5 protein-coding genes are annotated in these 5,991 nt (G+C 67.9%); 2 read left to right on the top strand and 3 right to left on the bottom strand.

Translation table 11 applies throughout. From position 1 onward, the window contains the following. The coding region (locus VKA86_13195) for an alkaline phosphatase family protein (protein ID HKK72169.1) at window positions 1-970 on the top strand (970 nt) is incomplete at its 5' end. 29 nt (window positions 971-999) lie between these two features. After that, the gene (locus VKA86_13190; GenBank protein ID HKK72168.1) at window positions 1,000-1,923 is read left to right on the top strand and encodes a class I SAM-dependent methyltransferase; all 924 of its coding nucleotides are present in this window, start codon (window positions 1,000-1,002) and stop codon (window positions 1,921-1,923) included. Here the strand turns inward: VKA86_13190 and VKA86_13185 are convergent. The 3 genes from VKA86_13185 to VKA86_13175 form a co-directional block, all read right to left on the bottom strand. Further along, a complete protein-coding gene (locus VKA86_13185; protein ID HKK72167.1) occupies window positions 1,920-2,840 on the bottom strand; it encodes a carbohydrate kinase family protein in 921 nt (306 codons plus the stop codon). The genes VKA86_13190 and VKA86_13185 overlap by 4 nt on opposite strands. Continuing rightward, entirely contained in the window at window positions 2,837-4,468 is a 1,632-nt protein-coding gene (locus tag VKA86_13180) for a hypothetical protein (GenBank protein HKK72166.1), read from the bottom strand. The genes VKA86_13185 and VKA86_13180 overlap by 4 nt, the downstream gene beginning before the upstream one ends. Before the next feature lie 73 nt (window positions 4,469-4,541). Further along, window positions 4,542-5,991: AAA family ATPase (locus tag VKA86_13175; GenBank protein HKK72165.1), on the bottom strand; the 1,450-nt coding region annotated here is incomplete at its 5' end.

Here is a 5,991-nt window from a genome sequence, read left to right as displayed (position 1 = left end):
CTACGGGACCTTCGTCGAGGATCTCGAGTTCACGCTCGAGAATCGGCGCCGTGTGATGTACGGCGAACTCGAGCGCGGAGACTGGGACATGTTCCTGGGCGTGTTCATGTTCACCGACCGCATGCAGCACATGATGTACCGCGCCACCGACGAGGATCACCCCTACTACTCGCCGGCACTGGCCGAGGAGTACGGCGACCGCGTGGAGTGGGCCTACACCGAGATGGACCGCATCGTCGGCGAGATCATGGATCGCTACGTCGACGACGACACCATGCTCATGGTGATCAGCGACCACGGCTTCCACAGCTTCCGTCGAGGCGTGAACCTGAACACCTGGCTGGTGAAGAACGGCTACATGGCCCTGAAGGGTCAGGGGTTGGCCGACGAGGACGGCAACTACCAGCGGCTCGAGGACTTCCTCGACCCCGAGGACCGATTCTTCAAGAACGTCGACTGGAGCCGGACCAAGGCCTATTGTCTGGGCCTGGGCAGCATCTTCATCAACCTGCGTGGACGCGAATCGCAGGGCGCGGTGAACCCCTCGGAGTACGAAGAGGTGCGCACCGAGATCATCGAGGGCCTGAAGGCCCTCCGCGATCCCACCGATCCCGACCGAACGGTGGTCGTGAACGTCTACAAGCGCGAAGACATCTTCGCCGGACCCCAGCTCCCGAAGTCGCCCGATCTGTTCGTGGGCTTCGACAGCGACTACCGGATCTCGTGGCAGACCTCGGCCGGCGGCATCCCACCGAAGATCTTCGAAGACAATCTGAACAACTGGAGCGGTGACCACTGCAGCGTGGCGCCCGACCAGACCGCCGGTATCTTCGCGAGCACGCACGGATTCGCCCGGGACTCGCGCTCGATCATGGACGTCGGTCCCACCGCGTTGCGCGCCCTGGGCCTGAACGTCCCCGACGACTACGAGGGTGTGGCCCTGCAGGAAGCAACGGCCGAAGCCCGCTGACGACCCCGTCCCGTGACACAGGAAGTCCCATGAGCAAGGGCACGAAGTCCGACCGCCGTCCGAAGCAGGATGCGAAGACCAACGGCAGCGCGAAGAACGGCGGAAAGAAGAAGCACAAGAAGGGGAAGAAGAAGAAGGACCGTGTGCCCGCCGTGCCCATGGCCGAGACCGCGGATCGCCACGACCTGTACGAACGTGCGGTCCAGGACTGCGCCTCCGACGTCGATTTCCTGCTGCACGCCTGGCACGAGGTCTACGGCGAGGACGGCTCTCCGCGCCACTTCCGTGAAGACTTCTGCGGTACGGCGGCGATGTGCGCCGAATGGGTACGACGCCACCCCGACGCGACGGCCGAGGGCTTCGACATCGACACCGAGGTGCTCGACTGGGGGCGGGTTCGTCATCTGGCCCCGCTCGGCGATGCCGCCGACCGGATCCGTCTCCACGAAGGCGACGTCCGCGATCCCGCCGACCGGCCCGCCGACGTGCGCTGTGCGCACAACTTCTCCTACCAGATCCTCGAGCGGCGGTCCGAGCTGAAGGACTACTTCGCCAAGTGCCGCCGTGGTCTGTCCGACCGGGGGATCTTCGTGATCGATCTCTACGGTGGCAGCGATGCCTTCGTCGAGATGGAGGAAGAGCGAGAGATCGAGGACGGCGACTACACCTACGTGTGGGAGCAGCGGACCTTCCATCCCGCCACGGGTCACATGGATTGCTTCATCCACTTCCGCTTCCGGGACGGCAGCGAACTGGCCGAGGCCTTCGAGTACAGCTGGCGCCTGTACACACCGCCCGAGCTGCGCGACATCCTGCACGAGGTGGGCTTCCGCGAGGTCCGCACCTTCTTCGAGGAGTTCGACGACGAGGGCGACGGCAACGGAGTGTTCTCGCGCGACGAGGAAGGGCCCGCCTGCGAGGGCTGGATCGGCTACATGGTGGCGATTCCCTAGCGGTCGGGATCGAGTTCCGGCCAGGCCCGCTCGAAGGCCTCCATGCGTGTACGGTCGCGCGGGAGCATCTGCCTTCCGCCGAGGTCGCGACACACCGATGCACCCACCGCCGCGGCCCACTGCAGCGAGGCCTCGGGGTCGCGCTCGTGCAGGTAGGCGTCGGCGAGCCCGGCGTGGAAGGCATCTCCGGCCGCCGTCGTGTCGCGGACGCGGACCTTTCGGGGTCCCCAGCGCAGCCTGCGGTCCCCGACCCGGGCGATCCCGCCGCGCCGTCCCCGCGTGGTCCCCACGCCGATCGCGGACGACGCGGCCGCGGACAGCGCGTCGAGCCACGCGTCCGGGTCCTCGGATCCACCCGACAGGGCGCGCCCGAAACGCTCCGAGCCGACCGCCCACACCAGATGGGGCAGCCACTCCTCCACGCCCTCGCGCAGGGTGCCGAGGTCGGCCATCACCGGAACGCCCCGTTCGACCGCCCGTCGCACCACACGGTGCGCGCACCCGCGTTCGTGACCGTCGACGTAGAGCAGGTCGACTCCCTCGAACCAGGCGTCGACGGTGTCCGCGTCGGGGTCGAGGGGCGGAGTGTCGCCCCGCTTCCAGGCAATGCTGCGCTCTTCCCCCACCACCTGGATCTGGGCGAGCGACGTCGTCCCTTCCGCGCGCGGCTCGAGGAGATCCACGCCTTCGTCCAGGAGTTCGCGCTCGGCGACGCCTCCGGCCGGATCCCGCCCGAGACGGGCGGCGAGCGACACCTCGTGTCCGAGTCGACGCAGGGCCACGGCAGCATTGGCGCCCGGACCTCCACCACCGAACCACGCGACCTCGGCCTCGAGCTTCTCGTCGGTACCGGGCCGCCGGGAGAGGCGAGTGATCAGATCCACACAGGCGTGTCCGACGACGAGCACGCGGCTCACGGGGCCTCCTCCGAGGGATCGACCAGCCACTGGGCCTCGATCCGGCCCGTGGCGTGACGCAGGAAACGCGCGACCAGCGCCTCCTCGGGGTGAGGAGCGTCGCGGTTGTTCGAGCGGATCGTGGCGACCATGAGATGGTGCTCCGGCGGCGCCGGGCTGTCGTGTCGCAATCCGACCGTGTGTCCCAGCTCGTGGACGATCACCTTCAGCGCGACGTCGTTGAAGTTGAACGCCGCCTGGAGACGCAGCCGGATCACCTGCGGCTCGGTCCGGAAGAGTTGCCCACCGAGGGGCCGTTCGAGCACGTTGGTCCCCAGTGGATTGCTCGACTCGATGTCGGCAGTGTAGTAGGCGCCGTACGGCGGAGGATTCTGCGGGTCGAAGGGCTCGTCGACGTGCACGATGCGCATGAGTTCCTCGCCCGCTGCATCGTTCCAGGCAGCGACCGCGGCCTCGAACCCCTGCACGTAGTCCACGCGCTCTCCCTGGCGCTCGCCGACGAGCTGTCCCGATGCGTCGTGCACGTAGGGATGCACGTACACCGGCACCGGATAGAGATCCGGGTCCCAACCGTAGAACGGGTACGAGACACCGTCACGGATCTCCTCGTTCGCGGTCATGATCCGCAGGAACTCCAGACGTGAGATCGCCCCGGGATCACCGCCCGGGATCTCCACGACCCCTTTCTGAAGCATGACCAGGTCGAACTGCTGGTCGACGGGCTCGAGCGGATGGATCTCGAGTTCGTAGTACTGGGCTCCCGACTGCTCCACCGCGCGCAGGGTGACGTCGCCGGTGTCGGGCAACGCCGGCATGTCGAAACGGCCCGCGGCGTCGGTCACGACGAAGCGGTCGCCGACCGACAGGACCACGCCCTCCAGCGCTTCGACCGGCCGCCCGAGCCGCAATCCCTCGACCACTCCGTGGAAGCGGTAGCGTCCCGTCGCGTCGGTGACCGCAGCCGTGCTCGGTTGCGAGCGTCGCCCGACGCGGTCGATGGCGCGGATCCGGACGGTGTAGCTCTCGCGCTCGGCCAGGCCGTCGAGCCGCAGTCTCTGGATGATGGGCCCGACGGAATCGTCGACGGTTCGCTGGATCGCATCGTCGAAGTCCTCGACGGGAAGATCGCCGAGCCGATAGGCGATCTCGTAGGCGACGATGTCCACGTCGGTGCGGCTGCTCGCCGGGCGTTCCCAGATCAGATCGATACTGCCGGGCGCCGACCCCTCGCTCGCGATCAGGACGTCCACCGCGGGGGTCGGACGCAGATCCCCCTCGCCGACCTCCACCGTCCACGTCGCGGTCTGGACCCGGCCGTCGACCTCGACCCGTGCCGTGATCTCGACGGGGCCGAGTTCTCCGGGGACGAACTCGAAGACGGCAGCGGTGGCGACGTCGACCCCGTCGACGGCGAAGGTGGCCTCCTTCGCCTGATCTCCCAGGTAGACCTCGAACAGCAAGGAGTCGACGGCCGAGATCGACACGGGTCCCGGTTCCGGCTCGAAGCGGACCGGAGAGGTCGTGGTCGGTCCCGTACCGCTGTCGTCACCGCAACTGACGGCGAAGAGCAGCACGAGCACCAACCACCAGGAAGACCGCCGTGGGACACGCCGGTGGAAGCGGTTCATGGGATGTCCCATCCGGGCTGGGGTCACGAACGCAGGCCCTCGTTCCCAAGGTACGGAGCGGCGCGCGAGAGCGTCAACCGGAGTCCTGTGCGGTGACCGACAGCTCGCCGTCGACGACGTCGATCCGCACCACGCTGCCCTCGACCGGCTGCCCTGCGACCAGCAGCCGCGCGATCGGAGTCTCGACCTCGCGCTGCAGGTGTCGCTTGAGCGGCCGCGCCCCGAAGACCGGGTCGAAGCCCTCGCGGGCGATCAACGAACGCGCGGCGTCGGTCAGCTCCAATCCCAGACTGCGGTCGTCCAGGCGCCGCCGCAGGTCCTCCACCAGCAACTCGACGATCTGCTCGATCTCTGCGAGCTGCAGCGGCTCGAAGATCACCGTGTCGTCGATGCGGTTGAGGAACTCCGGGCGGAACGCCGAACGCAGCTGCGAGGTCACGCGACGCCTTGCGTCCTCGGTCACCGTGCCGCGCTCCGTGACGCTCTCGAGCAGGTCCTGCGAGCCGAGGTTCGAGGTCATGATGATCACGGTGTTCTTGAAGTCGACGGTGCGCCCGTGGCTGTCGGTCACGCGTCCGTCGTCGAGGATCTGCAGCAACACGTTGAACACGTCGGGGTGCGCCTTCTCGATCTCGTCGAAGAGCAGCACGCTGTAGGGCTTGCGCCGCACCGCCTCGGTGAGCTGCCCGCCCTCCTCGAAGCCCACGTAGCCCGGAGGCGCGCCGAGCATGCGCGACACGGTGTGCTTCTCCATGTACTCCGACATGTCCAGCCGGACCATGTTGTCCTCGGTGTCGAACAAGGTGGCGGCCAGCGTGCGCGCCAGCTCGGTCTTGCCCACGCCGGTGGGCCCGAGGAACAGGAAGCTGCCGATGGGCCGGTTGGGATCCTTGATCCCCGCCCGCGCGCGCAGGACGGCATCGCTCACACGGTCGACCGCCTCGTCCTGACCGATCACGCGCTCGTGCAGGATGGTCGGCAGGCGCAGCAACTTCTCGCGCTCGCCCTCGACCAGACGGGTCACCGGGATGTGCGTCCAGCGGGCGACGATCTCGGCGATCTCCTCCTCGCCCACTTCCTCGCGCACCAGCGTTCCCTCGGCACCGGCCTGTTGTTCGACCTTCTCCTGTTCCTCGGCCAACTGGCGCTCCAGGGCCGGCAGACGACCGTGCTGCAGCTCCGCGGCACGCTCGAGATCGTAGGAGCGCTCGGCCTGCTCGATGTCGCGGCGGGTCATCTCGATCGTGTGGCGCAGGTCGCGCACGCGTTCGATCGCGTTCGTCTCGTCCTCCCACTGCGCGCGCATGGCGTCGGCCTGCGAGCGGAGGTCGGCCAGCTCGCGCCGCAGCGATTCCAGACGCTGCTGGCTGGCGGGATCGCTCTCCTTCTTCAGGGCTGCCTCTTCGATCTCCAGGCGCATGACCTTGCGGGTGAGATCGTCGAGTTCGGCCGGCATCGACTCGATCTCGGTGCGCAGGCTGGCACAGGCCTCGTCGACGAGGTCGATCGCCTTGTCGGGCAGG

The organism is Candidatus Krumholzibacteriia bacterium, from assembly GCA_035268685.1.
GTDB lineage: Bacteria > Krumholzibacteriota > Krumholzibacteriia > JAJRXK01 > JAJRXK01 > JAJRXK01.
This window is presented reverse-complemented; position numbering and strand designations above follow the sequence as displayed.